The sequence below is a fragment of the Streptomyces ochraceiscleroticus genome, assembly GCF_000720485.1.
GTDB classification, from domain to species: domain Bacteria; phylum Actinomycetota; class Actinomycetes; order Streptomycetales; family Streptomycetaceae; genus Streptomyces; species Streptomyces ochraceiscleroticus.
In genome coordinates this window covers 79572-103417 of sequence record NZ_JOAX01000024.1, presented here as the reverse complement: position 1 = coordinate 103417, position 23846 = coordinate 79572, and the positions used below count along the sequence as shown (strand labels likewise).

At 71.7% G+C, this 23846-nt stretch carries 20 protein-coding genes and 1 pseudogene; 14 read left to right on the top strand and 7 right to left on the bottom strand.

Going from position 1 to position 23846, the window contains the following annotated elements:
* Window positions 1–187: 187 nt before the first annotated feature.
* Window positions 188–769: pseudogene (locus IG84_RS42825) on the top strand (DUF6542 domain-containing protein); the annotation flags it as partial.
* 19 nt (window positions 770–788) lie between these two features.
* Here the strand turns inward: IG84_RS42825 and ppgK are convergent.
* Both ppgK and IG84_RS0127240 read right to left on the bottom strand, forming a co-directional pair.
* Entirely contained in the window at window positions 789–1646 is an 858-nt protein-coding gene (gene ppgK, locus IG84_RS0127245) for a polyphosphate--glucose phosphotransferase (protein ID WP_037800925.1), read from the bottom strand.
* A gap of 90 nt (window positions 1647–1736) precedes the next feature.
* Entirely contained in the window at window positions 1737–2741 is a 1005-nt protein-coding gene (locus tag IG84_RS0127240) for a 4-hydroxy-3-methylbut-2-enyl diphosphate reductase (RefSeq protein WP_031062523.1), read from the bottom strand.
* 194 nt (window positions 2742–2935) lie between these two features.
* Here IG84_RS0127240 and IG84_RS0127235 point away from each other — a divergent pair, with 194 nt between their 5' ends.
* The 4 genes from IG84_RS0127235 to IG84_RS0127220 all read left to right on the top strand — a co-directional run bounded on the left by IG84_RS0127235 (window position 2936) and on the right by IG84_RS0127220 (window position 6740).
* Entirely contained in the window at window positions 2936–4378 is a 1443-nt protein-coding gene (locus tag IG84_RS0127235) for an APC family permease (RefSeq protein ID WP_037800923.1), read from the top strand.
* Between the two features lie 48 nt (window positions 4379–4426).
* Window positions 4427–5656 (top strand): exodeoxyribonuclease VII large subunit, encoded by a 1230-nt coding sequence (gene xseA, locus IG84_RS0127230; protein ID WP_078649447.1) that lies wholly within the window; start codon window positions 4427–4429, stop codon window positions 5654–5656.
* Window positions 5657–5666: 10 nt separating this feature from the next.
* Entirely contained in the window at window positions 5667–5948 is a 282-nt protein-coding gene (locus IG84_RS0127225; protein ID WP_031062517.1) for an exodeoxyribonuclease VII small subunit, read from the top strand.
* A gap of 198 nt (window positions 5949–6146) precedes the next feature.
* Window positions 6147–6740 carry a malonic semialdehyde reductase gene (locus IG84_RS0127220; RefSeq protein WP_031062515.1) on the top strand — a complete coding sequence of 198 codons (594 nt, stop codon included), beginning with the start codon at window positions 6147–6149 and terminating at the stop codon, window positions 6738–6740.
* Between the two features lie 73 nt (window positions 6741–6813).
* On the opposite strand, the gene IG84_RS0127215 is transcribed toward IG84_RS0127220, so the two are convergent.
* Entirely contained in the window at window positions 6814–7353 is a 540-nt protein-coding gene (locus IG84_RS0127215; protein WP_031062513.1) for a DUF4245 domain-containing protein, read from the bottom strand.
* A gap of 205 nt (window positions 7354–7558) precedes the next feature.
* Between IG84_RS0127215 and glpX the strand changes: the two genes are divergently transcribed.
* Entirely contained in the window at window positions 7559–8590 is a 1032-nt protein-coding gene (gene glpX, locus IG84_RS0127210; protein ID WP_031062511.1) for a class II fructose-bisphosphatase, read from the top strand.
* 84 nt (window positions 8591–8674) lie between these two features.
* Here the strand turns inward: glpX and IG84_RS0127205 are convergent, their stop codons facing one another.
* The 3 genes from IG84_RS0127205 to IG84_RS0127195 form a co-directional block, all read right to left on the bottom strand.
* Window positions 8675–9034, bottom strand: a complete 360-nt coding sequence (locus IG84_RS0127205; RefSeq protein ID WP_030265320.1) for a WhiB family transcriptional regulator — start codon at window positions 9032–9034, stop codon at window positions 8675–8677.
* 212 nt (window positions 9035–9246) lie between these two features.
* Entirely contained in the window at window positions 9247–9984 is a 738-nt protein-coding gene (locus tag IG84_RS0127200) for a DUF1707 SHOCT-like domain-containing protein (RefSeq protein WP_382467357.1), read from the bottom strand.
* A 71-nt stretch (window positions 9985–10055) separates the two neighbouring features.
* On the bottom strand, window positions 10056–12077 hold the full coding sequence (locus IG84_RS0127195; RefSeq protein ID WP_031062507.1) for a glycoside hydrolase: 2022 nt from the start codon (window positions 12075–12077) through the stop codon (window positions 10056–10058).
* Between the two features lie 139 nt (window positions 12078–12216).
* Here IG84_RS0127195 and IG84_RS0127190 point away from each other — a divergent pair, with 139 nt between their 5' ends.
* From IG84_RS0127190 to IG84_RS0127165, 6 genes are all read left to right on the top strand, one after another.
* Window positions 12217–13899 carry a fumarate hydratase gene (locus IG84_RS0127190; protein ID WP_107053969.1) on the top strand — a complete coding sequence of 561 codons (1683 nt, stop codon included), beginning with the start codon at window positions 12217–12219 and terminating at the stop codon, window positions 13897–13899.
* A 90-nt stretch (window positions 13900–13989) separates the two neighbouring features.
* Complete coding sequence (locus tag IG84_RS0127185) at window positions 13990–14319, top strand: DUF1876 domain-containing protein (RefSeq protein WP_051862480.1); 330 nt, start codon at window positions 13990–13992, stop codon at window positions 14317–14319.
* A gap of 99 nt (window positions 14320–14418) precedes the next feature.
* Complete coding sequence (locus IG84_RS0127180; protein ID WP_051862478.1) at window positions 14419–15834, top strand: class II fumarate hydratase; 1416 nt, start codon at window positions 14419–14421, stop codon at window positions 15832–15834.
* A gap of 56 nt (window positions 15835–15890) precedes the next feature.
* Entirely contained in the window at window positions 15891–16583 is a 693-nt protein-coding gene (fomD, locus tag IG84_RS0127175; protein ID WP_031062499.1) for a cytidylyl-2-hydroxypropylphosphonate hydrolase, read from the top strand.
* Window positions 16584–16869: 286 nt separating this feature from the next.
* Complete coding sequence (locus IG84_RS0127170) at window positions 16870–17550, top strand: class I SAM-dependent DNA methyltransferase (RefSeq protein WP_031062497.1); 681 nt, start codon at window positions 16870–16872, stop codon at window positions 17548–17550.
* A gap of 110 nt (window positions 17551–17660) precedes the next feature.
* On the top strand, window positions 17661–20027 hold the full coding sequence (locus tag IG84_RS0127165; protein ID WP_425424067.1) for a SpoIIE family protein phosphatase: 2367 nt from the start codon (window positions 17661–17663) through the stop codon (window positions 20025–20027).
* A gap of 57 nt (window positions 20028–20084) precedes the next feature.
* On the opposite strand, the gene IG84_RS0127160 is transcribed toward IG84_RS0127165, so the two are convergent.
* The gene (locus IG84_RS0127160; protein WP_051862475.1) at window positions 20085–22325 is read right to left on the bottom strand and encodes a transglycosylase domain-containing protein; all 2241 of its coding nucleotides are present in this window, start codon (window positions 22323–22325) and stop codon (window positions 20085–20087) included.
* A 254-nt stretch (window positions 22326–22579) separates the two neighbouring features.
* Between IG84_RS0127160 and IG84_RS0127155 the strand changes: the two genes are divergently transcribed.
* Window positions 22580–23536 (top strand): SPFH domain-containing protein, encoded by a 957-nt coding sequence (locus IG84_RS0127155; protein ID WP_031062492.1) that lies wholly within the window; start codon window positions 22580–22582, stop codon window positions 23534–23536.
* Between the two features lie 56 nt (window positions 23537–23592).
* Window positions 23593–23796, top strand: a complete 204-nt coding sequence (locus IG84_RS0127150; RefSeq protein WP_425424066.1) for a type II toxin-antitoxin system antitoxin — start codon at window positions 23593–23595, stop codon at window positions 23794–23796.
* The last annotated feature ends 50 nt before the right edge of the window (window positions 23797–23846 follow it).

Genomic DNA, 23846 nt, shown 5'->3' with positions numbered 1-23846 from the left:
CCGCACGCTCCGGGCCGGGGGGCACCGAGCGCTCCGCTCCGGGGCACCCCAGGCCCCCGTACGTACCCGCTTCCGTACCGGATCCGTACCGCTGTCCAGCGCCATCGTCGTGGAATCCGAGGTCATCGTCGGGGAAAGCGCGTGTCCTACGGGCTATTAATCCCACTTAGCGGCCTACCGTTGGCGAGTGGAGCAACACGAAGCGCGCGCACCTCAGCACACCCCGTCCCGGACCGGGCGGCCGCCCGCGGGGCGGGCCGCCGGGTCCCGCCCCGACGCGGCGCCGCCCACGGCCCGCGGCGGCCGGTCCGCCGCGCACGCCCCCGCGCAGGCCGCGGCGCAGGCCGCCGGTCCCGCCATCGCCGAGACCTCGACCGTCTACCGAGCGGGCGCCCGCCGCGTGCTGCCGGGCCCGCTCGCCGCGCTGGCCCGCAAGGTGCCGGCGCCGAAGCTGACCGGGCTGGGCTGTGCGCTGCTGACCACCCTCGCGCTGCTGGTCCTGGCCTGCCTGGACCGGCTGCTGGCGGGCGGCTCACCGACCGTGTACGGCGTCAGCTTCGTGCTGGCGGGGGCCGCCGGAGCGCTGTGGGTACGCCCGTACGACCTGGTCGTCGCGCCCGTCACGCTGCCGATCTCGTACACCGTCGGCAGCCTGCCCGTCGCGCGCGGCGGGGACGGCGCGGGCAGCCTGCTGATGGGCGTCTTCACCCTGCTCGCGGTCAACGCGGGCTGGCTCTACCTCGGCACGGCCCTCAGCGTGCTGATCGTCCTCGTACGGAAGGGCCTGCTCATCCTCCGGCGGCGGGCGCAGCGTCACGAGGTCCACCGGGGCGGGGGTCGGCGGCCCCGAGACCGGCGTCCTGACCAGGAGCGGGAGCGGCAGCGGCCGGGTGGGAAGCCCGCCGGGCGGCCATTGCGGCCCCCACGATCCCCGCGTTGTTCTGAAGCTGCGCAGGCACGATCTCGGCCCTGACGCCCTCGATCAGCGGCAGGAACTTGTGGGCCTTGCGGCTCACCCCGCCGCCGATCACGAACAGCTCGGGTGTGAAGAGCATCTCGACGTGCCGGAGGTACTTCTGCAGCCGGGGCGCCCACTCGTGCCAGCTCAGGCCCTCTTCGTCCTTGACCCGGGTCGAGGCGCGGGTCTCGGCGTCGTGACCGTCCAGTTCGAGGTGGCCGAGCTCGGTATTGGCGACGAGCTGCCCGTCGGTGAAGACGGCACTGCCGATGCCGGTGCCCAGGGTCAGCATGATGACCGTGCCCATCCGGCCGCGGGCCGCCCCGAAGTGCATCTCGGCGAGCCCGGCCGCGTCCGCGTCGTTCAGTACCGTGACCTCGCAGCCGCCGGCCTCGCCGCCGAGCCGGGAGGTCAGCAGGGAGACGGCGTCGGTACCGATCCAGGACTTGTGGACATTGGCGGCCGACCGGGTCACCCCGCCCATGACCACCCCCGGGAACGTCGCCCCCACCGGCCCCGACCAGTCGAAGTGCTCGACGACCTGCCGGACGCCGTCGGCGACCGCTTCCGGGGTGGCCGGGTGCGGGGTGAGCACCTTGAAGCGCTCCTCCGCGAGCTCGCCGCGTTCCAGGTCCACGGGGGCGCCCTTGATGCCCGAACCGCCGATGTCCACGCCGAATACGTTCATGGGGGAAAGGCTAGGCGGGGCGGGGCCGCTTCACCCCTCAAAAGGCGAACCGGCCGGGTCCACAAGGGAACCGGCCGGTGTGCCGTCGGGTCACTCCGCGGCGGACTCGCCGTCCGTCGCCGCCTTCGCCTCCGCGCGCAGGTCGCGGCGGAGCTCCTTGGGCAGCGAGAAGTGGATGGACTCGGTGGCGGAGGTGACCGTCTCCACGTCCTCGTACCCGCGCTGCGCCAGCCACTCCAGTACGCCCTCGACGAGGACCTCGGGGACGGAGGCACCGGAGGTGACACCGACCGTGCCGACGCCCTCCAGCCAGGCTTCGTCGATCTCTTCGGCGCCATCGACCAGGTGCGCGTCCTTGGCGCCGGCGCCAAGCGCGACCTCGACCAGGCGGACGGAGTTGGAGGAGTTCTTGGAGCCGACGACGATCACGAGGTCGGCCTGGGCGCCCATCTGCTTCACGGCCGTCTGGCGGTTCTGCGTGGCGTAGCAGATGTCGTCGCTGGGCGGCGAGAGGAGATTGGGGTAGCGGCCCTTCAGGGCGTCGACCGTCTCCATGGTCTCGTCGACCGACAGGGTGGTCTGGGAGAGCCAGACGACCTTGTCCGGGTCGCGGACCTCGACGTTCTGCACGTCCTCGGGGCCGTCGACCAGGGTGATGTGGTCGGGGGCCTCGCCGCTCGTACCGATGACCTCTTCGTGGCCCTCGTGGCCGATCAGGAGGATGTCGTAGTCCTCCTTGGCGTAGCGGACGGCTTCCTTGTGGACCTTGGTGACCAGCGGGCAGGTGGCGTCGATGGTGGCGAGCTTGCCGCGCTTGGCCTCGTCGTGGACGGTCGGCGCGACGCCGTGCGCGGAGAAGATGACGATGTTGCCCGGGGGCACTTCCTCCGTCTCGTCGACGAAGATCGCACCCTTCTTCTCCAGCGTCTTGACCACGTATTTGTTGTGGACGATCTCGTGGCGTACGTAGACGGGCGCGCCGTACTGCTGCAGGGCCTGCTCGACGGCGATGACGGCTCGGTCCACGCCGGCGCAGTATCCGCGGGGGGCTGCGAGGAGGACGCGGCGGGAAGTCGGGGTGGTCATGGTTCCCATCGTACGGGTCGGGGTGGCGGCGAACGGAAGGCATGGCCAGGGGTCGGAACACAGCGTTCTCAGGGGAGATGTCGGTACGGTCGCGGGGCGGATGCCTGTACGGCAGGGCGGCTTGCCCGAAACCGCGGTACGGCCGACGATCATGTGAGGCCGTCGATCGCCGGCGGCCCGTTCGTACTGCAGAGGTGTCCGCCATGTCCCCAACGGCCGAGCCGCAGCCCCCGTCCGGCGATGCCCCCGACCCCGGCGGCTCCACAGGCCCCGACGGCCACGCCGGTGCCACCCTGGCCGCCGGGGCCCGGCTGAAGCGGTCCCTGTCCTTCCGGGACCTCATCGTCTACGGCCTGCTCTTCATCGCCCCGATGGCGCCGGTCGGCATCTTTGGGACGCTGCAGGCCAAGTCGCACGGCGCGATCACCATCGTGTACGTCGTCGCGACGATCGCGATGGCCTTCACGGCGTACTCGTACGCGCAGATGGTGCGGGTCGCGCCGCAGGCCGGCTCGGTCTTCACCTATGCCCGGGTCGGCCTGGGCGAGGGCGCCGGCTTCATCGCGGGCTGGATGGCGATGCTGGACTACCTGCTGATCCCGGCGGTCGCGTACCTCTTCTCCGGCATCGCGCTGCACTCCCTGGTGCCGTCGGTGCACCAGTGGATCTGGACGGCGGTCGCGGTCGTCGTCACCACGCTGCTGAACCTGTGGGGCGTACGGACCGCGGCCGTGGTGGGCTTCCTGGTGCTGGCAATGGAGATCGCGGTGCTGGTGGTCTTCGTCGTGGCGGCGGTGTGGGTGCTGGCGACGGACGGCGCGCAGCGCGGCTGGACGGCGCCGTTCACGGGCGAGGGCGCGTTCTCGACGAGCGCGGTGCTGTCCGCGGTGTCGGTGGCAGTGCTCTCGTACCTGGGCTTCGACGCGATCGCCGCGTTCGCCGAGGAGGCGTCCGGGGGCGGGCACCGGGTGGCGCGGGCGGTGCTGACCTGCCTGGTGGTGGCGGGCGTGCTGTTCGCCGTGCAGACGTACCTGGCCGCGCTGCTCGCGCCGATGTCGGCGGCCGAGCTGGCGGCGAAGCCGGCCGAGCAGGGCGACGCCTTCTACGCGACGGCGAACGCGGCGGCCGGCGAGTGGCTGCAGAAGCTGGTCGCGGCGAGCAAGGCGATCGGCGCGGCGTTCGCGGCGCTGGCCGGGCAGGCGGCGGCCGGGCGGCTGCTGTTCGCGATGGCCCGGGACCGGCGGCTGCCGGGGGCGATGGCGAAGGTGGACGCGGGGAGCGGAGTACCGCGCCGGGCGCTGCTGGGCGCGGCGGTGGTCACGCTCGTCGCGGCCGTGTGGGCGGCGCGCCGGGACGACGGCCTGGATCACCTGTCCTCGATCGTGAACGTCGGCGCGCTGACCGCCTTCGGGCTGCTGCACGCGTCGGTGATCGGCTACTTCTGGCTGCGCAAGCGGGCCGCGGCACGGGGCCTGCTGGCCCATGTGATCGTCCCGCTGCTGGGCCTGGCGGTCGTGGTCGCGGTGATCGTCGAAGCGTCCCCGACGGCCCAGGTGGTCGGCGGGGCGTGGCTGGTGGTCGGGTTGGTTGTGCTGGCTGCGCAGTATGCGAAGCGGCGCGGGAACGAGCCCGCGGCACGGGGCTGAGCCGGCGGCACGGGCCGCGCTGTCAGTGCCCGCCGATACCCTCGGCGCATGGCTCTACAGACGTCCGCAGAGACCCCCATCCCGGTGGGCGAGGTATCTCGCCTGATCGGCGGGTGGATCGACCGGCTCGGCGCGGTGTGGGTCGAGGGGCAGATCACCCAGCTCTCCCGGCGGCCCGGCGCGGGAGTCGTCTTCATGACGCTGCGCGACCCGTCGCACGACATCTCGGTGAGCGTGACCTGTTACCGCCAGGTCTTCGACAAGGTCGCGGACGTGATCAGCGAGGGCGCCCGGGTCGTGGTGCACGCGAAGCCGGAGTGGTACGCGCCGCGCGGCCAGCTCTCGCTGCGGGCCGCCGAGATCAAGCCGGTGGGCGTCGGCGAGCTGCTGGCGCGGCTGGAGATGCTGAAGAAGGCGCTGGCCGCCGAGGGGCTGTTCGTGGCGGAGCGCAAGCGCCCGCTGCCGTTCCTGCCGCAGCTCATCGGGCTGGTCTGCGGCCGGGCCAGCGCGGCCGAGCGGGACGTGCTGGAGAACGCCCGGCACCGCTGGCCGGCCGTCCGCTTCGAGGTGCGGAACGTCGCGGTGCAGGGGGTGCACGCGGTCCCGCAGGTGATCGAGGCGGTGCGGGAGCTGGACGCCCGGCCGGACGTGGACGTGATCATCGTGGCGCGGGGCGGCGGCAGCGTGGAGGACCTGCTGCCGTTCTCCGACGAGCAGCTCGTACGGACCGTGGGCGAGGCGCGTACGCCCGTCGTGTCGGCGATCGGGCACGAGCCGGACAGCCCGCTGCTGGACCTGGTCGCCGACCTGCGCGCCTCGACGCCGACGGACGCGGCGAAGAAGGTCGTACCGGACGTGGGCGAGGAGCTGGTCCGCATCCAGCACCTGCGGGAGCGCGCGCTGCGCTCGGTCACCGGCTTCCTGGACCGCGAGGAGCGCGGCCTCGCGGGCGCGCTGAACCGCCCGTGCATACGGGAGCCGCACCGCATGGTGGAGGCCCGCGAGGAGCAGGTCACCGCACTGCTGGAGCGCGGCCGGCGCACGCTGGGCCATCTGCTGGACCGGGCCGACTCCGAGCTGTCGCACACCCTCGCGCGGGTGGTGGCGCTCTCCCCCAAGGCCACGCTGGAGCGCGGCTACGCGGTACTGCAGCGCTCCGACGGCAGCGCGGTCCGCTCGCCGGAGGAGGTCGGCGCGGACGAGGAGCTGCGGGCCCGGGTGGCCGAGGGCGATTTCACGGTCCGCCGCGTGGACGGCGCTGTCACACCCCCCGCTTAGGCTGGGGCGCATGGCCAAGGCGAAGACGGACACGGGCATGGACACGGACGGCGAAGCCGGTAGCGAGGCGGCGGGCGCGCCGGACGTGACGTCCACGCTCGGGTACGAGCAGGCGCGGGACGAGCTGATCGAGGTGGTCCGCGGCCTGGAGGCGGGCGGCACGACGCTGGAGGAGTCGCTCGCGCTGTGGGAGCGCGGCGAGGAGCTGGCGAAGGTGTGCCGGCGCTGGCTGGACGGCGCCCGGGCCCGGCTGGACGCGGCACTGGCGGAGGAGGAGCAGGCGGAGGAGTGACCGGGGCGCGGCCGGGCCCGCCCGAGTACGACCGGATTCCACCGCGTACGGCAGGACCCGCCCCCATCGACCGCCTATGTGAATCGGCTCACAACCGGCGCGTTTTAGTTGAAGGTTAACCTATCGGCGTTAAAGTTGAGGGTGTACGACCGGACCGTTCCCGGCCCGGAACCACCACGAATCACCGAGGTGCCCTCCATGACTCTCGCCCTTGACGCCGCCGCTGCTGACCTCCTCTTCCGTGAGGCCCAGACCGCCAACACGTTCACGGACGAGCCGGTCACCGACGAGCAGGTACAGGCCATCTACGACCTGGTGAAGTTCGCCCCGACCGCCTTCAACCAGTCGCCGCTGCGCCTGACCCTGGTCCGCTCCGAGGACGCCCGCAAGCGCCTCGTCGAGCACGCCATGGGCGCCAACGGCCCGAAGACGCTGTCGGCCCCGCTGACCGTCATCCTCTCCGTGGACCTGGACTTCCACGAGAAGCTGCCGGAGCTCTTCCCGCACGCCCCCGGCATCAAGGACACCTTCTTCGCCGAGGCCGCGGCCCGCGAGGTCGCCGGCACCCAGAACGCCACCCTGCAGGCCGGTTACTTCATCCTCGGCGTCCGCGCCGCGGGCCTGGCCGCCGGCCCGATGACCGGCTTCGACTTCACCGCCGTCGACAAGGAGTTCTTCGGCGACGGCAAGCAGAAGTCCTTCATGGTGATCAACATCGGCAAGCCGGGCGAGGACGCGTTCTTCCCGCGCTCGCCGCGCCTGTCCTTCGAGGACGCCGCCACCACGGTCTGAGCCCCTCGCGTACGACAAGAGGCCGCCGCACCCGCTCCGGGTGCGGCGGCCTCTGCCGTATGCCGTACGGCCGTTACTTCTCGTTCTTCGCCTTGAGCGCGCCCGCCAGCTCCGCGAGCCCGTCGTAGGAGGCGGTGCCGGTGACGACCGTGGTGTGGCCGGACTCCTTGCGCACGAGGGCCTTGTACGTGTCGCCCTTGTACTGGTCCCAGCGGGCGCCGTCGACCTGCTGGTGGCCGCCGGCGGGGGTGGCGTTCAGCGTGACCTTCTTGATGAACTCACGGGCCGGCGCGTCGCTCTGCTCGACCGCCGCGTACTGGTCCTTCGGGTTGAGGAAGCCCAGGTGCCAGGCGCCGCCGCGGCCGTCGTCGCTCGCCTCGTACGAGACGGAGGTGGCGCGCCAGTCCTTGGACAGCCCCTCGGGCGCGGCGACCGGATACGGTGCCGCGCGCCGGGCGGTCGAGAGCTCGACGCGGTAGCCGACCGTCTTCACCGCGCTGTTCTCGGCGCCCTTGCTGTCGTCGTGCGGGATGAAGAAGTAAATCGCCGCGACGACCACGCCGATCACCGCCATCGACAGGACCATGTCCCGCACCGTCTGCTTGCCTCGCATACCAGCCACGCCCTCTATGGTCCCCCATGCCGGGGACGAGCCGGACAAGGCCCCCACCCGTCGCGTCCCGGCCACCGCCTCCGCCGTACCGCGGCCGGGTTGCGGTGCTCATCCGTGGACCCCTCTGCTCATTTTCTCGACATAGCGATAAGGTCGAGCGAACCCTCACCTACCCGGCCGTCGCCGTACAGAAAGGTGCGCTCCGATGACCGAGCATCATCTGCCGTCCCAGCTCGAGGTCAGCCCAGAGGCCCCCGATCGCAACCTCGCACTCGAACTGGTCCGGGTCACCGAGGCCGGTGCCATGGCCTCGGGCCGCTGGGTCGGCCGTGGCGACAAGAACGGCGCGGACGGCGCCGCGGTCAAGGCCATGCGTGCCCTGATTCACACCGTCTCCATGAACGGCGTGGTCGTCATCGGCGAAGGCGAGAAGGACCAGGCGCCGATGCTGTACAACGGCGAGCGCGTGGGCGACGGGACCGGCCCCGAGTGCGACGTGGCCGTGGATCCCGTGGACGGTACGACGCTGACGGCCAAGGGCATGGCCAACGCCGTCTCCGTCATGGCCGTCGCCGAGCGCGGCTCCATGTTCGACCCGTCCGCGGTTTTCTACATGGACAAGCTGGTCACGGGGCCGGACGCGGCCGACTACGTGGACATCAACGCGCCGGTCGGCGTGAACATCCGCCGGATCGCCAAGGCCAAGCGCTCCAGCCCCGAGGACGTCACCGTCGTCGTCCTGGACCGCCCCCGGCACGAGGGCATCGTCAAGGAGATCCGCGAGGCCGGCGCGCGCATCCGGTTCATCGCCGACGGCGACGTGGCCGGCGCGATCATGGCCGTACGCGAAGGCACCGGCGTGGACCTGCTGCTGGGCATCGGCGGTACGCCCGAGGGCATCATCACGGCCTGCGCGATCAAGTGCCTGGGCGGCACGATCCAGGCCAAGCTGTGGCCCAAGGACGCCGAGGAGCGGCAGCGGGCGATCGACGCGGGCCACGACCTGGACCGGGTGCTGCACACCGATGACCTGGTCAGCGGCGAGAACGTGTTCTTCGTCGCCACCGGCATCACCGACGGCGAGCTGCTGCGCGGCGTCCGCTACCGCGCGGAGACCGCCACCACCCAGTCGCTGGTGATGCGCTCCAAGTCCGGCACGATCCGGCAGATCGACTCCGAGCACCGGCTCTCCAAGCTGCGCGCCTACAGCTCGATCGACTTCGAGCGGCCGAGCTGAGACACCGCTCCGGACGCCCGACGGCCCGGTGCCCCGCCGCTCTCGCGGTGGGGCACCGGGCCGTCGCTGTGCGTCGTACGGACGTCAGCCCGCGGCCGGCATCCGGGCCGAGCGCTGGAGCTCGGCGTCCCGGCGCCGGCGGCGGGCCAGGACGACCCGGCGCTCGGCGGCGGTCAGGCCGCCCCAGACGCCGTACGGCTCGGGCTGGAGCAGGGCGTGCTCGCGGCACTCGATCATCACTGGGCAGCGGGCACAGACCCGCTTCGCGGCTTCCTCCCTGGCCAGCCGGGCGGCCGTCGGCTCCTTCGACGGCGCGAAAAAGAGTCCCGCCTCGTCCCGTCGGCACACCGCCTCGGAGTGCCAGGGTCCCGCCTCGTCCCTGGCGGGCACTCGCTGGGCGGGCACGACGGCGGCGTCCTGCAGGGGCTGATGCGGTAGCAGCACGGTCTACTCCTGACGACGGCTCGGCGATTTCAGTCACCACTTGCCCGTCTCGCTGCGCACGACGTTTCGCACACCCCGCAGCCGTACGAGAGACGATGCACCAGCCCTACCCGCTGTACGCGGCTCTATGCACACCGTGGCGTATACGTTGAAAGCAGCGTCGGATGTGGCGCCCCTTACAGGTGTGTATTACATGTGCCCGTGCTGCCGCCTTACATGTGCCCGTGCCGCCGTTCCCTGCGGTCCCGCGTCCGGCCGTGCATCCGGTCCTGCATACGGCCGTGCAGATCGCGTACCCACTTGCCGCGCTTGGGCTTGGCCTCGACGCTGCCGAGCACGGCGAAACCGTGCACCGTGATCACGGGAGCGGCCGGGTCGTCCGACTCGTACGACTCCGCCTCGAAGGCGCCGAGCACGCCGGAGCCCCCGCCGCGCAGCGTCACGTTCTCCGGCACCCGGATCTCGACGCTGCCGAGGACGGAGACGGCGTTGATGTGCAGGTGCTGACGCGTGAAGAGCGCCTCGGTCAGGTCGATCTCCACCGCGCCGAAGACCGCCACCGCGGTCAGCCTCGCCGACGCCCGCCAGCGGCCCTTGCGGACCGCCGAACTGAAGACGCCGACCAGACTGGTGGCCGACGAGTCGGCGGGCGGCTCCGGGGCGTACGCGGCCGCCGTCCTGTGCGCGCCGGCGCCCTCCCGCGCCGCGGGCAGGTCGCCGATCAGCGGCTCCAGTTCGCCCATGGCCTTGGCGCGGTAGACGCCGTCGATGCGCTCGGCGTGCTCCTCGGCGTCCAGCCGGCCCTCGGCCAGCGCCTCGCGCAGGATCGCGGCGATGCGGTCCCGGTCGGCGTCGGACGCCCGGATCGCGGCCTCGGCGGGCGGGGCCTGCGCGGGCTTGGTGAGGTCCACGGGTGCGGGGCGCTGTCCCCCGTTGTCAGATGCGTCCACATCCGTAGCGTAGCGAAACGCGATAGATCGCGAACAGGGCGCGCGGCCCCGGATCTCAGGGGTTGCCGATCTCAGCCCTCCGGGCAGAACCGCTGCGGTCCGTCCAGCCCGCGGCCGGTCGCCCGGACGCAGCCGCCCGGCAGACCGCGGTACGCCGTGCTGCCGAAGTTGGCGGTGATCTTCAGGCCGCCGCGGCCACCGAACGTGGTCCGCTGGACCTGGTGATCGGCGGTGAGCACGCGGAAGTCCGTCATGGCCTCCGTCCCCGCGGCCTTCTGGACACCGGCGAAGAAGCGCTGCATGGCGGCGATCTCCTTGCCGTGCTCGTCCAGCACCTTGCCGTCGAGTGCCAGGTTGACCGGGGTGTTGTAGAGCATGGCGAGCAGCGCGCGGTCCTTCTTCTGCTCCGGCAGCTTGTAGAGGGAGAGCTCCCAGCGGTCGGTGCTGACCACCGAGTCGTGCAGCACCGTCTCGTACAGCGGCACCCGGTACGCGGGGCCGAACATGGCACGGGCGACGGACGTGTCCAGCGTCGCGGGCTTGAAGAACATGCCGGGCCGCCCCTTGGGCCAGTAGCCGCCCCACGTCTTCTTGTCGCGCTCGGCCTTCCACAGGCCGTCGTGGACCGGCGTGCTGGAGCCGTGGCTGAAGTCGATCACCTGGTTCGCCCAGGAGCCGGCCGACTCCGAGCCGAGGACGTACGGGCGACCGCCGACGAGGGCGCCCCCGGACACCCCGCGCATCCGCTGCAGGCGGTTCTTGCGGTCCCCGGCCTGCGTCATCGGGTGGCCCGGCGTGTGGTCCCGGAAGAGCTCGCCGGTGGCGTCGACGTCGAGGAAGTAGCTGTTCACGCCGTTGGCGGTCATGTTCTTGGCGCGGTCGGCGAGGTAGTGGTGCTGGGGCTCGGCGTCGGCGAGCGCCTGCGAGCTGAGGTAGCAGCCGCGGCCGCCGAAGCCGCCCTCCGGCTTGCCGTCCGCGTCGTGCACACAGCCGTCGGGCCACAGCCGGTCCGGCCACTTCGCCACGCCGGTGTCGGCGTTCTTCGGGTCCTGCGCGTTGTCCCAGCTGTCGTACGGGCCGACGAGGTAGCCCGCCTTCTTGGCTGCGGCGACGGCCTCCTTCGACATGGGGTCGCCGTCGGCGTCGTAACCGAGCCACATGCGGGAGATGCCGAGCTTCTTCAGCCGCTCGACGGTCTTCGCGCTGCGGCCGTCGCCCCACACGTAGGCGTGCGGGGCACCGATCAACTTGGCGGCCTCGGGGTTCTTGCGGATCTTCTGCTTCAGGCTGCCGAGCTGCCCCTTGGCGGCGAGGTACCGGCGGTAGTCCTGGGCCGCCGCGACCGGCGAGCCGTCGGTCAGCGAGAAGGCCACCGTGTAGTCGTCCGTACCGTCCGCGCGGCTGAAGTCATGGCTCGCGGCGGTGTGCAGCCGCCCGCCGGTGGAGCGGAACCGCAGATGGGTGCCGAGGTCGGTGGGTACGAGGGTGCTCACTCCGTGGCCGCCCGCCGTGGTGCCCCAGAAGGGCATCGTCAGGTCCTTGAGGTCGATGCCCTCCTCGCCGGTGAGCCCGCCCTGCGCGGAGTTCCAGAACGGGTCGGCGACGGGGATGCGCAGGCCCTCGCCGCGCGGCAGCTCGATCGCGGCGCCCTTCGCGTCCCCGGTGGCGGCCTCGCCCGCCGACGGCCAGCCCAGGCTGCCGTCCTTCGTCGCGTGCAGGCCGACGACGAGCCGCCCGTCGCGGGCGGCCGCCGAGACGGTGAGCCCGCGGTCGGGGTAGGACCAGCTCGCCGAGGTGGCGCCGTGGCGGGAGACCGGGGTCGGGGTGCCCAGCGACTCCGCTGCCGCCGCGGAGAGCACGGACTCCGTACCGCTCGCCGTACGGGCGGTGATCCGCAGCGTGCGGGGGTCGATGTGCGCCTCGCCGCCCTTGATGCGCAGCGCGACCGTGCCCCCGCCGTCACCGGAGTCCGTGGGCCCGGCGTACGCCTGCAGTGCGGTGAAGGTGCTCGCGGTCAGCGCGGTCCCGGCCAGCGCGGCGAGCGCGGCCCGCCGCTTGCGGGTACCGGTCGCGGCTTTCAGGAAACGTGTCATGCGACGGGACCCTGCACACGACTTCTAAGGGAGTTGTGAGAACGGCTACTGAGCCTTACCTCACAGCGGCGGGCCGCACGCGGCGTTCTAGGCTGTTGAGGCTGCCGTTGATGACAGCGAAGTCACCGTCGAGTGAGGATTGGCCGCAATGCCGGAATTCGCCTATACCGACCTTCTGCCCACGGGCGAGGACAAGACCCCCTACCGCCTCATCACGAAGGAGGGTGTCAGCACCTTCGAGGCGGACGGCCGGACGTTCCTCAAGGTCGAGCCGGAGGCGCTGCGCAAGCTGGCGGAAGCGGCGATCCACGACATCCAGCACTACCTGCGGCCCGAGCACCTCGGCCAGCTCCGGAAGATCATCGACGACCCCGAGGCGTCCGGCAACGACAAGTTCGTCGCCCTGGACCTGCTGAAGAACGCGAACATCGCGGCGGCCGGCGTGCTCCCGATGTGCCAGGACACCGGCACCGCGATCGTCATGGGCAAGCGCGGCCAGAACGTGCTGACCCAGGGCCGCGACGAGGAAGCCCTGAGCCGCGGCATCTACGACGCGTACACGAAGCTGAACCTGCGGTACTCGCAGATGGCCCCGCTGACCATGTGGGACGAGAAGAACACCGGCTCGAACCTGCCGGCGCAGATCGAGCTGTACGCGAACGACGGTGACGCGTACAAGTTCCTCTTCATGGCCAAGGGCGGCGGCTCGGCCAACAAGTCCTTCCTCTTCCAGGAGACCAAGGCGGTCCTCAACGAGGGCTCCATGATGAAGTTCCTGGAGCAGAAGATCCGCTCGCTCGGCACGGCCGCCTGCCCGCCGTACCACCTGGCGATCGTCGTCGGCGGCACGAGCGCCGAGTACGCGCTGAAGACCGCGAAGTACGCCTCCGCGCACTACCTCGACGAGCTGCCCGCCGAGGGCTCCCCGACCGGCCACGGCTTCCGCGACAAGGAGCTGGAGGAGAAGGTCTTCGAGCTGACGCAGAAGATCGGGATCGGCGCGCAGTTCGGCGGCAAGTACTTCTGCCACGACGTGCGCGTGGTGCGCCTGCCGCGGCACGGCGCGTCCTGCCCGGTCGCCATCGCGGTGTCCTGCTCCGCCGACCGCCAGGCCGTCGCGAAGATCACCGCCGAGGGCGTCTTCCTGGAGCAGCTGGAGACCGACCCGGCGCGCTTCCTGCCGGAGACCACCGAGGACGAGCTGACCGAGGGCGCGGGCCCGGACCTCGACGCGGTCAAGATCGACCTGAACCGCCCGATGGACGAGATGCTGGCCGAGCTGACCAAGCACCCGGTCAAGACCCGCCTCTCGCTGACCGGCACCCTCGTCGTCGCCCGTGACATCGCGCACGCGAAGATCAAGGAGCGCCTCGACGCCGGTGAGGAGATGCCGGAGTACCTGAAGAACCACCCGGTGTACTACGCGGGCCCGGCCAAGACGCCCGAGGGCTACGCCTCCGGCTCGTTCGGCCCGACGACGGCGGGCCGGATGGACGCGTACGTCGAGCAGTTCCAGGCGGCCGGCGGCTCGAAGATCATGCTGGCCAAGGGCAACCGCTCGCAGCAGGTCACCGACGCCTGCCACGCGCACGGCGGCTTCTACCTCGGCTCCATCGGCGGCCCGGCGGCCCGTCTCGCCCAGGACTGCATCAAGAAGGTCGAGGTCCTGGAGTACGAGGAGCTCGGCATGGAGGCGGTCTGGAAGATCGAGGTCGAGGACTTCCCGGCGTTCATCGTGGTGGACGACAAGGGCAACGACTTCTTCCAGGACCCGGCTCCGGCGCCGACCTTCACGAGCATCCCGGTGCGACAGGGCGCGTAACTCCCTGGCCGATTCTCCGGGGCTCCAGATGTGGTGATCAGCGCTCCGGCGGCGCACTCTGAGAAGAGGGACCGCTGGAGGTGAGCCACCATGCAGACACACACGCTGGTCGGCTGGCACGTCGAAATGGAATTCACGGAGGACGGCAACCGGACCAGGGCCGCCGCCCTGCTGCGGCTCGGCGACGGCACCGAATGCCGCGGCCACGGCCGCGCCGACCGCCACCCCACCGACCCGGAACAGCTCCGGGTCGGTGAGGAGATCGCGGGCGCCCGGGCGCTCATGGACATCGCCGGACAGCTGATGGACAAGGCGCACACGGAGATCGACGAGATCGTGGGGCATCCGACGCACCCGCTGCGGTGGGCGGCGCTGGACGACTCGCGCGACGAGGCCCGCCGCGCCCGCCGCGAGTGGTGAAGCGCCGGAGCGGCGCCGCCGGACGGTGAAGCGCGCCGCATTCGCCGAATTGGATCAGTACCCGGGAACAGATGTCCGTCCCCGGGTACTGACATAGGCATGAGCGACAACGGCACATCCTTGAGCGCGTCGGGCGATTTCCGGATCGAACACGACTCCATGGGCGAGGTACGGGTCCCCGCCGGCGCGAAGTGGCGGGCGCAGACCCAGCGCGCGGTGGAGAACTTCCCCGTCTCGGGACAGCGGCTGGAGCGGGCGCACATCGAGGCGCTGGCCCGGATCAAGGCCGCGGCGGCGAAGGTCAACGCCGAGCTGGGGGTGGTGGACGCGGACGTCGCGCGGGCGATCCAGGAGGCCGCGGCGGAGGTCGCCGAGGGCCGCTGGGACGACCACTTCCCCGTCGACGTCTTCCAGACCGGCTCCGGCACGTCCTCCAACATGAACACCAACGAGGTGCTGGCCACCCTCGCGACCGAGCGGCTGGGCCGGGACGTGCACCCCAACGACCACGTCAACGCCAGCCAGTCCTCCAACGACGTCTTCCCCTCCTCGATCCACATCGCGGCCACCGCCGCCGTCACCGCCGACCTGATGCCGGCCCTGGAGCACCTCGCTGCCGCGCTGGAGCGCAAGGCCGAGGAGTTCAAGGAGGTCGTGAAGTCGGGGCGGACGCACCTGATGGACGCCACGCCCGTGACGCTGGGCCAGGAGTTCGGCGGCTACGCGGCACAGGTCCGGTACGGCGTGGAGCGGCTGACCGCCTCGCTGCCCCGGCTCGCCGAACTCCCGCTGGGCGGCACGGCGGTGGGGACCGGCATCAACACCCCGCCCGGCTTCGCCGCCGCCGTGATCGCGGAGGTGGCGCGGACCACCGGGCTGCCGCTGACCGAGGCCCGCAACCACTTCGAGGCGCAGGGCGCGCGGGACGGCATCGTGGAGACCAGCGGCCAGCTCCGCACCATCGCGACCGGCCTCACGAAGATCGCCAACGACCTGCGCTGGATGGCGTCCGGGCCGCGTACCGGCCTCGCGGAGATCACGTTGCCGGACCTCCAGCCCGGCTCGTCGATCATGCCGGGGAAGGTCAATCCGGTCATTCCCGAGGCGGTGCTGATGGTGGCCGCACAGGTGACGGGGAACGACGCGACGGTCGCGGCGGCGGGCGCGGCGGGCAATTTCGAACTGAACGTGATGCTGCCGGTGATCGCCAAAAACGTCCTGGAGTCGGTACGACTTCTGGCCAATGTCGCGCGGCTGCTGGCGGACCGTACGGTCGACGGGATCACCGCCAACGCCGAACGGGCCCGGGAATACGCCGAGTCCTCCCCTTCCGTCGTCACGCCGCTCAACAAGTACATCGGCTACGAGGAAGCCGCGAAGGTGGCCAAGAAGTCGCTGGCCGAGCGGAAGACCATCCGCGAGGTGGTGATCGAGTCCGGATACGTCGAACGCGGCGCGCTCACCGAGGCCCAACTGGACGAGGCACTGGACGTGCTGCGCATGACGCATCCGTGACGGTCGCTGCGGCCCACGTCACGGCGGTGCGGCGATTCCGCCCCTAAGATCTGCGCATGACAGCGGATACGGTGGAGACCAGGGACGGCCATACGTCCGGTACCGCGCGCTGGGCGCCGGGCGAACACATCCTGTGGCGCTATCGCGGCAATGCCACCGACCGCTTCCACATCTGCCGGCCCGTCACCGTCGTCCAGGACACCGACGAGCTGCTCGCCGTCTGGCTGGCACCGGGCACCAACTGCGTGAAGCCGGTGCTGGCGGACGGCACGCTCGTCCACCGCGAGCCGCTGGCCAGCCGGTACACCAAGCCGCGGCGCGTGGTGCGGGACCGCTGGTTCGGCACCGGCGTGCTCAAGCTCGCCCGACCCGGGGAGCCGTGGTCGGTGTGGCTGTTCTGGGAGCGCGGCTGGCGGTTCAAGAACTGGTACGTGAATCTGGAGGAGCCGCGCCGCCGCTGGTCCGGCGGCGTGGACTCCGAGGACCACTTCCTGGACATCGCGGTCTACCCGGACCGGCACTGGGAGTGGCGGGACGAGGACGAGTTCGCGCAGGCGCAGGCCGACGGGCTGATGCCGGCCGCGCAGGCCGAGGAGGTACGCGCCGCGGGCCGGGCCGCGGTCGAGCGGATCACCGCGTGGGACGCGCCGTTCACGGACGGCTGGGAGCACTGGCGGCCCGATCCGCAGTGGAGCCTGCCGGTGCTGCCGGACGACTGGGACCGGGCGCGGGAGCCGTCCCCTTCATGACACCGCCGCATGACCGGCCGCCAAAAAGCGGCCGCTTGTGCGAAATCCGCACTCGTAAGAGTGGCGAGTCCTGCCCCGGAGGCGACAGAACCGCCCGAAATGCAGCGACTTCGGGGAACATGCGTTCCCTTTGACACCATGCTCAGGGGCGAGCCCCCTTGCTGCACACCACTGGTTCAAACGTAGGATCGTCCTCCGCAAGAGGGCGCAAGAAGGCCGAGAAGGCACAGACGCAACTCCAGAACTGGAAACCGAACTTGACCGCGGTCGCAGGAGGGGCGGGGTCGTGAGCGACAGCTACGACGGGTACGAGGGCCTGAACCGGTTAGCACTGGACCGGGCCGGGCAGGCCGAGGCGTTCAACGCGATCGCCGGGACCTACGACAGCGCGTTCCCCCACAAGGAGGGACAGCGCGCCGCCGGTGCCTGGCTCGCGGCCGCGCTGCCGGACGGCTCCCGCGTACTGGACGTCGGCTGCGGTACGGGCCTGCCCACCGCCGCTCAACTGTCCGGCGCCGGCCACCGCGTCGTGGGCGTCGACCTCTCCGCCACCATGGTCAAGACGGCGCGGGAGAACGTTCCGTCCGCCGAGTTCCACCACCTCGACCTCGCGGACCTGCGGGACGGCCGGCTCGGCGGTCCCGGTTCCTTCGACGGTGCCGCCGCCTTCTTCTCCCTGCTGATGCTGCCGCGCGCGGAAATCCCGTACGCGCTGCGGATGCTGCACTGCTTGCTGCGACCGGAAGGGCTGCTCGCCCTGTCGATGGTCGAGTCCGACGTGGACGACTACCCGATTCCGTTCCTGGGTCACACGATCCGGGTATCGGGTTACCTGCGGGACGACTTGCGCCATGTCGTGCGCGACGCGGGTTTCGAAGTCACCGGGGAGGACTCGTATGCGTATGCCCCGGCCAGTACGGACGTGCCACCCGAAATCCAGCTCTTCCTGCACCTGCGACGCGCTTGAGACGCAGCGCGCCAGGCGCGCAGCCCCGGACGGATGGAATCCCACGCGTGACGGAGCACCCCACCTCCCACCAGCCGCGACCGGCACCCTTGCCGGCCGCGCCCCCGGCCATGCCGCCGCGGGGGCTGCCGGAGACGACGGCGCACGGCGCCGCCGATCCGCGCGACGCCCTGCGGCGGCCCGCCGGCCCCACCCCCGCCGATCTTCCCGGCTCCGGCCTGCCCGGTTCCGGCCTGCCCGGCTCCGTGGCCGCGGGACCGCCGGGGCGTACCGCCGGTGGTCCCGGTGAGCTGCCCGCGCCCCCGGGGCGCAGCGGGAAGAAGCGCCGGCGGCCCCGGGACCGGCGGACCGCCGACGCCGCCGACCGCAATGCCGCGCAGGGCGCCGGCGGCCACACCCAGGCCGGCGGCCCGGGCGGCGACGCCACCGGCCCCACGGGCGTCTCGGACGACGGCGCGGCGCACGGCGCGGCCGGCCGGGCCCGGTCCCGCGCCGAGGAGCCGGACGACGGGCCGGGCCCGCACGACGGCGGCGGCACGGCCGGCATCGGACGGCCGCGCGACGGCGAAGGCCGCGCCCGGCAGCGGCCCCAGGAGCCCGCGGTACCGCCTCCGGGACCGCGCCGCGGCCGCGGCCAGGGCGGCGGCAGCAGCCGGCGTCAGGCCGCGGAGCCGGCGCGCCCGGAGGCGCCGCCGGCCCGGTCGGCACATCCGGCCGAGGGGGGTGAGCCGATGCCGGTCCGGCAGCCCGGCGGCGACCGGCTGCGCTTCGTCGGCGCGGCCACACGGCGGATCGCGCGCGGCATCGACCTGGACGAGATCGTGCTGGGCCTGTGCCGGGCGACGGTCCCGACGTTCTCCGACGCGATCCTGGTGTACCTGCGTGACCCGCTGCCGGTGGGCGACGAGCGGCCGGCCGGCCCCGTCGTGCTGCGGCTGCGGCGCACCGACCGGATCCCCGAGGAGGCCGACACCAACGGCGGCCGGCTGCCCACCCTGCCCGCCCAGCCCGACCTGGGGCCGGCGATGGGCGGGACGGCGGCGGAGCTCGCCGAGGTCGTGCCCGGCGGGCCGCTGGCCGAGGTGCTGCGCGGGGTGCGCCCGCTCTTCGGCGAGGCGCAGGCCGCCCAGGCGGCCCTGCCCGAACTGCTCGGCACCGGCACGCGGATGCCGCAGGGCCAGCGCGTCATCCTGGCGCCGCTGCGCGGCCGCCGCCGGGTGATCGGCGCCGCGGTCTTCCTGCGCCGCCCGGACCGCCCGGCGTTCGAGCCGGACGACCTGCTGGTGGCGGCGCAGCTCGCGACCCACACGGCGCTGGGGGTGGACAAGGCGGTGCTGTACGGGCGCGAGGCGTACATCGCCGACGCGCTGCAGCGCACGATGCTGCCCGACTCCCTCCCGCAGCCCACGGGCGTGCGGCTGGCCAGCCGGTACCTCCCGGCCGCCGAGACCGCGCGGGTCGGCGGCGACTGGTACGACGCGATCCCGCTGCCGGGGTCCCGAGTCGCCCTGGTCGTCGGCGATGTGATGGGGCATTCGATGACCTCGGCGGCGATCATGGGCCAACTGCGCACGACCGCGCAGACCCTGGCCGGGCTCGACCTGCCGCCGCAGGAGGTCCTGCACCACCTCGATGAGCAGGCCCAGCGGCTCGGCTCGGACCGGATGGCGACCTGCCTGTACGCGGTCTACGACCCGGTCGCGCACCGCATCATCGTCGCCAACGCCGGTCATCCGCCGCCGGTCATGCTGCACCGCGGCGGCCGCGCCGAGGTCCTGCGCGTGCCGCCCGGCGCCCCGATCGGCGTCGGCGGCGTGGACTTCGAGGCGGTCGAGCTGGACGCGCCCGCCGGCGCGACGCTGGTCCTCTACGCCGACGGCCTGGTGGAGTCCCGGATACGGGACGTGTGGACCGGCATAGAGCAGCTCCGCGAGCGGCTGACGGAGACGGCCCGGCTGACCGGGCCGAATCCGCCGCCGCTGGAGCCGCTCTGCGACGAGGTGCTGGACATGCTCGGCCCGGGCGACCGGGACGACGACATCGCGCTGCTCGCGGCCCGCTTCGACGGGATCGCGCCGAGCGACGTGGCGTACTGGTACCTCGACCCGAAGGCGCAGACCGCCGGGCAGGCCCGCCGTCTCGCCCGCAGGGCGCTGCAGCGCTGGGACCTGGAAGAGCTGACGGACCAGGTCGAGCTGCTGGTCAGCGAGGTCGTCACCAACGCCGTGCGGTACGCGGAGCGGCCGATCACGCTGCGGCTGCTGCGGACGGACGTACTGCGCTGCGAGGTCGGCGACGACGTGCCGCAGCTCCCGCGACTGCGGCAGGCGCGCCCCTCCGACGAGGGCGGCCGGGGCCTGTACCTGGTCAACCGTCTCGCGCGGCGGTGGGGCGCGACCCGGCTGAGCACCGGCAAGGTCGTGTGGTTCGAGCTGTCGATGCCGCCGGTCGCACGGCGGCTGCCGGGCCGGGAGTAAGCGGTACGGACATGAACGGCGGGCCCGGGGCGTTTCGCGCCCCGGGCCCGCCGTCGTTCACTCCCCGAACATCGGGCGCTTGCCGTGCCCGGTGTCCTGCTCCTCCTCGTCCCCGCCGTCCGGCAGCGGGAGGTCCGAGGACTCGCTCGGCGACGGGGAGGCCGACTCCTCGGGCGGATCGCTGGTCTCCGATTCGCTGGGCGACGGGGACGGCGAGGGCGAGGCGGACTCGGAGGAGCTCTCCGACGGGCTCGGCGACGGGGACTCCGACTCCTCGGTCTCGGTCGGCGTCGGGGTGGGCGTCGGAGCGACCCCGGCACCGAGGTCGGTGTCCAGGTCGAAGCGGGCCGACAGCTCGCCGCCCAGGGCGTTCTGGGTGTAGGCGGCCCAGATCTCCGCGGGGTAGCCACCGCCGTTGACCCGGCCGCCGCCGCCCGCGCCGCGCAGGGTGACATGGCCGTGCGGGGCGTCCGCGTCCTCGCCGAACAGGCCGACCGCGGTGACCAGCCGGGGCGTGTAGCCCACGAACCAGGCGGACTTGTTGTCGTCGGAGGTACCGGTCTTGCCAGCGATGTCGTAGTCGGTGTTGCGGACGGCGGTGCCCGTGCCGTCCTGGACCACACCGGTCAGTACGGAGGTCACGGTGTCCGCGGTCGTGCGGGTCAGGACCTGCCCGCCGATCGGCTCCGGCAGGTCGACCGGCGCCTCCTCGCCGCGCTGCGCGGAGGTCACCAACTGAGGAGTGACCTTTTTGCCGTGGTTGTCGAGGGTGGCGTAGACGCCGGCCATCTGGAGCGGGCTGGCGCCCATCGAGCCGAGCGTCATGGCCGGGCGGGCCGACATCTTCTCCGCGTCCATGCCGAGCTGCCCGGCGGTCTGCCGTACCTTCTCCAGCCCCACGTCCACGCCCATCTGCGCGAAGACGGAGTTGACGGAGTTGTTCATGGCCGTCTGGACGCTGATCGGGCCGTAGTCCTTCTCGTCCTCGTTGGGCGGCGCGAAGCCGATGGCGCTGCCCTTGACGGGGCGGCGGCTGGTGCCGTCATAGACGGTGTCCGGGGTGATCGGCGTGCCGTCCTGGGTGGTGGAGTTCTTCTCCAGGGCAGTGGCGAGGATCAGCGGCTTGAAGGTGGAGGCGGGCTGATAGTCGTCGCGGGTGGCGTTGTTGACGAAGTGCTCCAGATAGCCCTTGCCCCCGTACAGCGCCACGATGTGGCCCGTCTTGGGGTCGACGGAGACCGCGCCGGCCTGGGCGTCGGCGTCCACGTCACGGGTCTTGGGGTCGAGCTTGCTGGTCAGCTTCTCCTTGACGGCCGACTCCAGCGCGCTCTGCCGCTTCTTCTCGACGCCGAGGCTGATCGTCCAGCCGCCGCGCGCGAGGTCGTCCTCGGTGACGCCCTGCTTCTTCAGCTCGTCGTCGGCGAGCTTGACCAGGTAACCCTTCTGGCCCTTCAGGCCGGAGCTGGGCTTGGGCTTGTCCGGCACCGGGAACTTCAGGCCCTGCCGCTTCCCCGGGTCGAGCCACTTCATCTCGACCATGTTGTCGAGGGTGTAGTTCCAGCGCTCCTGGACCCGCTTCCGGCCGGCGTCGGTGGCGACGGCCCAGTCGTACTGGCTCGGCGCCTGGAGCAGCGAGGCGAGGTAGGCGCCCTGCTGGACCGTCAGGTCCCGGGTGTGCACGCCGTAGTACGCCTGCGCCGCGGCCTCGATGCCGTACGCGCCGCGGCCGTAGTAACTGGTGTTGATGTAGCCGGCCAGGATCTCGTTCTTGCCGAGCTTCTGGTCGACCTTCAGGGAGATCACGATCTCCTTGAGCTTGCGGCTGACCGTCTGGTCCTGGGTCAGGTAGTAGTTCTTCACGAACTGCTGGGTGATGGTCGAGCCACCCTGCTTGCCCCGGCCGCGCAGGGTGTTGAGGATGCCGCGCGTGGTGCCCTTCAGGTCGACGCCGGAGTCCTGGTAGAACGTCTTGTTCTCGGCGGCGACGAAGGTGTGCTGGACGTCCTTGGGGATGTCGCTGATCGGCACGGACTCGCGGTTGAAGCCGGTGCGGGCCAGCACGGAGCCGTTGGCGTACTTGTAGACGTTGGCCTGCGCGGTGGCCTGGCCGTTGGCGTTGGCCGGCACGTCGACGACGAGGTACAGGCCGATGAAGCCGAGGATGCCCAGCAGGCAGACGGTGAAGAACGCGCCGAGCAGCTTCTTGAAGGTGAAGAGGCGTCCTATGCCGCCGCCTCTTTTGCGTTTCGCCCGGCGGCTGCCCCGCTTCCGCGCCCGTCTCGTCTCGGCTCGCCCCATCGCTCGTGTCACTCCAGTCGTTCCGCCCCCAAATAACCCAGCCTCCGAAGCTAACCCCCCGGTGTCATCACATAGGCATCGATCAAGCCTTTTTTGGACGTGACAATGAGCACCCCGTTCCTGTGCAACCGTTCGGGAGTTTCCGCGTCCGCCCTTGCGCCGCCTCGCCCGCTCGGCTTAAATAGCTATCACTTTGCTAGACCAGCGAAAGCACGCAAGTACGGCCCGACCGCCGTACGGAACGGGGGAACCCCATGTCCGACCACGCGCCCACTCCGACCACCAGCACCGAGCCCGACACCCCGGCCCTGCCCGCGCCGCAGGTCAGAGAGGTGACGGCGCACAGCATCCCGGGCGGCCTCGGCCTGCTGCTGACCGTCATCGGCGTCTTCGCCGGCATCGCGCTGGCGATCCTCGGCGCCGCCTCCGCCTCGAACGGCAACAAGGCGCTGGGCGGCACGATGATCGGCGTCGGCATCCTGCTGCTGCTCGTCTCCCTCTTCTGCATGGGCGGCGTGAAGATGGTCGCGCCCGGTGAGGCCCGGGTCATCCAGCTCTTCGGCCGGTACGTCGGCACGATCCGTACCGACGGCCTGCGCTGGATCAACCCGCTCACCAGCGCCACCAAGATCTCCACCCGGGTCCGCAACCACGAGACCGCGGTCCTGAAGGTCAACGACGCCTACGGCAACCCCATCGAGCTGGCCTCGATCGTCGTCTGGAAGGTCGAGGACACCGCGCAGGCGCTCTTCGAGGTGGACGACTTCCTGGAGTTCGTCGCCACCCAGACCGAGGCGGCCGTCCGGCACATCGCGATCGAGTACCCCTACGACGCGCACGACGAGGACGCGCTCTCGCTGCGCGGCAACGCCGAGGAGATCACCGAGAAGCTCGCCGCCGAGCTGACCGCGCGGGTCGAGGCGGCCGGCGTCCGGATCATCGAGGCGCGCTTCAGCCACCTCGCGTACGCCCCCGAGATCGCCTCCGCGATGCTCCAGCGGCAGCAGGCCGGCGCGGTCGTCGCGGCCCGCCAGCAGATCGTCGAGGGCGCGGTCGGCATGGTCGAGTCGGCCCTGGACCGGATCAGCGAGCAGGGCATCGTCGAGCTGGACGAGGAGCGCAAGGCGGCCATGGTCTCCAACCTCATGGTGGTGCTGTGCGGTGACCGCGCCGCGCAGCCCGTCCTGAACACGGGCTCGCTCTACCAGTGAGTCCGAAGAGCGAGGAGCCCGGGACGCCGGGACGGCGGCCGCAGCAGCGCAAGCAGATGCTGCTGCGGCTCGACCCGTCGGTGCACGACGCGCTGGTGCGCTGGGCCGGTGACGAACTGCGCAGCGCCAACGCGCAGATCGAGTTCCTGCTGCGCCGCGCGCTGGCGGAGGCGGGGCGGCTGCCCAAGGACGCCGGGGCGATGCGGCGCCGGGGGCGCCCGCCCAAGACCGACGCGCCGCCGCCCCCGGAAGACGAGTGACATCAGGCGAGTGACGCCTATTCACCCGACGTATACATGGCGTGGATAGC

What these genes read in the sequence shown, in the direction of transcription:
- ppgK (WP_037800925.1), bottom strand. Translation starts at nt 1,646, where the DNA reads ATGAACGTATTCGGCGTGGACATCGGCGGTTCGGGCATCAAGGGCGCC.
- IG84_RS0127240 (WP_031062523.1), bottom strand. Translation starts at nt 2,741, where the DNA reads ATGGGAACCATGACCACCCCGACTTCCCGCCGCGTCCTCCTCGCAGCC.
- IG84_RS0127235 (WP_037800923.1), top strand. Translation starts at nt 2,936, where the DNA reads ATGTCCCCAACGGCCGAGCCGCAGCCCCCGTCCGGCGATGCCCCCGAC.
- xseA (WP_078649447.1), top strand. Translation starts at nt 4,427, where the DNA reads ATGGCTCTACAGACGTCCGCAGAGACCCCCATCCCGGTGGGCGAGGTA.
- IG84_RS0127225 (WP_031062517.1), top strand. Translation starts at nt 5,667, where the DNA reads ATGGCCAAGGCGAAGACGGACACGGGCATGGACACGGACGGCGAAGCC.
- IG84_RS0127220 (WP_031062515.1), top strand. Translation starts at nt 6,147, where the DNA reads ATGACTCTCGCCCTTGACGCCGCCGCTGCTGACCTCCTCTTCCGTGAG.
- IG84_RS0127215 (WP_031062513.1), bottom strand. Translation starts at nt 7,353, where the DNA reads ATGCGAGGCAAGCAGACGGTGCGGGACATGGTCCTGTCGATGGCGGTG.
- glpX (WP_031062511.1), top strand. Translation starts at nt 7,559, where the DNA reads ATGACCGAGCATCATCTGCCGTCCCAGCTCGAGGTCAGCCCAGAGGCC.
- IG84_RS0127195 (WP_031062507.1), bottom strand. Translation starts at nt 12,077, where the DNA reads ATGACACGTTTCCTGAAAGCCGCGACCGGTACCCGCAAGCGGCGGGCC.
- IG84_RS0127185 (WP_051862480.1), top strand. Translation starts at nt 13,990, where the DNA reads ATGCAGACACACACGCTGGTCGGCTGGCACGTCGAAATGGAATTCACG.
- IG84_RS0127180 (WP_051862478.1), top strand. Translation starts at nt 14,419, where the DNA reads ATGAGCGACAACGGCACATCCTTGAGCGCGTCGGGCGATTTCCGGATC.
- fomD (WP_031062499.1), top strand. Translation starts at nt 15,891, where the DNA reads ATGACAGCGGATACGGTGGAGACCAGGGACGGCCATACGTCCGGTACC.
- IG84_RS0127165 (WP_425424067.1), top strand. Translation starts at nt 17,661, where the DNA reads ATGCCGCCGCGGGGGCTGCCGGAGACGACGGCGCACGGCGCCGCCGAT.
- IG84_RS0127160 (WP_051862475.1), bottom strand. Translation starts at nt 22,325, where the DNA reads ATGGGGCGAGCCGAGACGAGACGGGCGCGGAAGCGGGGCAGCCGCCGG.
- IG84_RS0127155 (WP_031062492.1), top strand. Translation starts at nt 22,580, where the DNA reads ATGTCCGACCACGCGCCCACTCCGACCACCAGCACCGAGCCCGACACC.
- IG84_RS0127150 (WP_425424066.1), top strand. Translation starts at nt 23,593, where the DNA reads ATGCTGCTGCGGCTCGACCCGTCGGTGCACGACGCGCTGGTGCGCTGG.